Below are 2,445 nucleotides of genomic sequence, written 5' to 3' on the forward strand. Positions count from 1 at the left end.
CTCCTACATCAGATACTACTGGGCGAGGCTGGGAATGACCTTAATGCGCGCCCCCGCAGGGGTCGTGAAAATTAGAGGCGGGCGGCTCTGACGTGCGCGGATGTCCGGCCGCCGACTCCAGTGGCGGCGCTGCTGCCGGGTGCTCCGAACGGGCGGCCGGGGCGCCGAAAATGTGGCGTGTCGGGCGCCTCCGGGACTCGATTGGTGTTTTCCCGCTGTTGTCCGTTATGCTTGATCTCGCTGCTTTTGCGAGGTTGATGGTCCGGAGAACGGGCCCCGGCCGGGTGAAAGAAGTTGCGCGCGAGTGGCGGAACGGCAGACGCGCTGGCTTCAGGTGCCAGTGTCCGAAAGGGCGTGGGGGTTCAAATCCCCCCTCGCGCACGCATCAGGACCCCGGGAAATCGTTGATTTCCCGGGGTCCTTTTTTGTGCCCGCCTATAGACCCGCCAACGCGGCGCGAGTATTACTCGCTAGTGGGCGCCGGCTACGGACTTCTGGTGGGTTCGGGGACAAAGACCGCAACGGCTATGCCGATGGAAGCGCCGAGGAGGGTTTCGATGCCCCGGTCCGTGATGAGGACAAACCGGCTGATCGGGTTGGCAAGCTGGCTMATGAGCAGGATCGCCGGGGTGAAGAACATCATGGCCAGCCCGTAGTGGCGCATCATAAACAGTTCGGTGGGGAAGAGCAGGACCATAAGGAGGACGGTCAGGGTTGTCCGGTCGAACCCGGGCAGCAGGATCAGGGCCGTGAGGAGGATGCCGGCAAAGGTTCCGACCACCCGGTGGATGCCGCGGACGATGCGGCTCTTCCTGTCAGTGGCGGCCAGGGGCACTGCCGCCGCGGCCATGGTCCAGTTCGCGTGGCCGGCCCCGCCGAGAACCCCGAGGGCGCCCGCGGTGCCGACGGCTATAAGGTAACGGGCGGCGTGCACGCGCACCGCCCGCGGATCCAGTGCCGCCCCTCCCGGCGCCGTCGTCGCCGTCGTCGCGGTCCACGTCCTGTTGCGGATCCACCCGGAAGATCCGACCAGGACCGAGAACGCCGCAGAAGCCGCACAGATGCCGATCGCCAGTCCAAAGGGGATGGTGGTCGGAACCGATGCGCAGGCTCCGAGCGCGAAGATCGCATAGAAGGGCCCGGAGGGTCTGAGCCGCATCCTGTCCGCAGCCAGAGATGCTGCCACAGCGAACAGCGACTCCACCACCACCAGGATCCAGGACGGTGCCCGGGCGACAGACAGCAGGACACCCAGGGCAAGGCCAGAGGTGAGCAGGAGGCCGGCGCGTGATTGATGAACGAGCCGGGAGCGGTAGCCGTCGTTGCGCCCGTACATGGCAGTGAATCCGCCGAACACCGCGTAGATGCTCAAGTCAGGGCGGCCGAGGGCGAGGAGCGCCAGAAGCGGGACGCTGATGCTGACTCCGACGCGCAGCGCCGGCAGATGGTCAGCCTGCGCGGGTCCAATCCGGGCGATGTCTCTCGCGTGTTTCAGGACCCTGCGCACTGTCCGATTTTACCGCCGCCCCGGGAGGGTCTGTAACTGCATCCCCGGGGCTGCGGTATTCCAGCAGCAGGGTGTCGCGCCACTGCCCGGAGCGGGGCCCATAGGCCATGTGCCCGATGCGGCGGCGGGTGCCTACCGCGGTGAACCCGTGCCGCTGATGCAGGGCAATTGAAGCAGTGTTTTCCGGGAATATGTTGGATTGGATGGTCCAGACGCCGGCCGCTTCACAGTGGCGGATGAACTCCAATAAGAGCCGCTGTCCGAGCCCGCGTCCCCGGACCGCGGCGGAGATGTAGATGGAGTGTTCGATGACGCCGTGGTAGACCGGCCGCGATGAGACGGGCGATCCGGCGGCCCAGCCGATTACCGTGCCGCGGTCTTCGGCCACGAGGCGGAGGTCTGGCCGGCGGGTGGAGTCGAAGTCTTCCCATGAGGGAGGCGCAGGTTCAAAGGTCGCGTGCCCGGTGGCGATGCCTTCGGCCCAGATGGCTTCCACTGCCGGCCAGTCCTGCCGGGTCATGGGTCGGATCTTCACGCCGGTGTTCCCCAGGGGTTCTTCCGCGCGGGCTTCGATCATCCGACTGCCTTTTCGATGCCGCGGGCGCGTTCCCTGCCCATCAGTGGACCTTTACCGGGAGGAGTTCGTAGGTGTTGTCGCACCCTCCGCGCGGCGGTGTGTGGCCAATGTCGTAGACGTGGTCGGAGACGGACATGTCCGGTCTGGTGGCGACGACCCTGATGCGGGACGCCGGCGTGTGGGCGTCGGCGGGTTGGAGGAACGGCGTCGCCTGCGGGACCATCCACCGCCCGGAGCTGTCCTGGGGGACCGGTGCGGGGTTGCAGTGCTCGTTGGTAACGAAGCAGGCGGACGCCCTCAGGGCGCCCGGAACGCCGGAGAGGTCCAACTCGACGGCGTCGAGGTTGACGAAGCCGACGGC

At 66.8% G+C, this 2,445-nt stretch carries 3 protein-coding genes and 1 tRNA gene; 1 reads left to right on the forward strand and 3 read right to left on the reverse strand.

Going from position 1 to position 2,445, the window contains the following annotated elements; translation table 11 throughout:
- Nucleotides 1-298 precede the first annotated feature (298 nt).
- Nucleotides 299-381: transfer RNA gene (locus AC1DHD_RS15515), tRNA-Leu, on the forward strand.
- 103 nt (nucleotides 382-484) lie between these two features.
- Here AC1DHD_RS15515 and AC1DHD_RS15520 read toward each other — a convergent pair.
- From AC1DHD_RS15520 to AC1DHD_RS15530, 3 genes are all read right to left on the reverse strand, one after another.
- Nucleotides 485-1,507, reverse strand: coding sequence for an FUSC family protein (locus AC1DHD_RS15520; RefSeq protein ID WP_476880570.1), 1,023 nt, complete (start codon nucleotides 1,505-1,507; stop codon nucleotides 485-487).
- Complete coding sequence (locus tag AC1DHD_RS15525) at nucleotides 1,449-2,084, reverse strand: N-acetyltransferase family protein (protein WP_476880571.1); 636 nt, start codon at nucleotides 2,082-2,084, stop codon at nucleotides 1,449-1,451. Before AC1DHD_RS15525 ends, AC1DHD_RS15520 begins: the two co-directional genes overlap by 59 nt.
- A 40-nt stretch (nucleotides 2,085-2,124) precedes the next feature.
- The coding region (locus AC1DHD_RS15530) for a hypothetical protein (RefSeq protein WP_476880572.1) at nucleotides 2,125-2,445 on the reverse strand (321 nt) is incomplete at its 5' end.

The sequence above is a fragment of the Arthrobacter sp. 05L45_2 genome (genome assembly GCF_056397525.1).

Coding starts and splice junctions, on each gene's coding strand:
- AC1DHD_RS15525 (WP_476880571.1), bottom strand. CDS start 2,084: ATGATCGAAGCCCGCGCGGAAGAACCCCTGGGGAACACCGGCGTGAAG.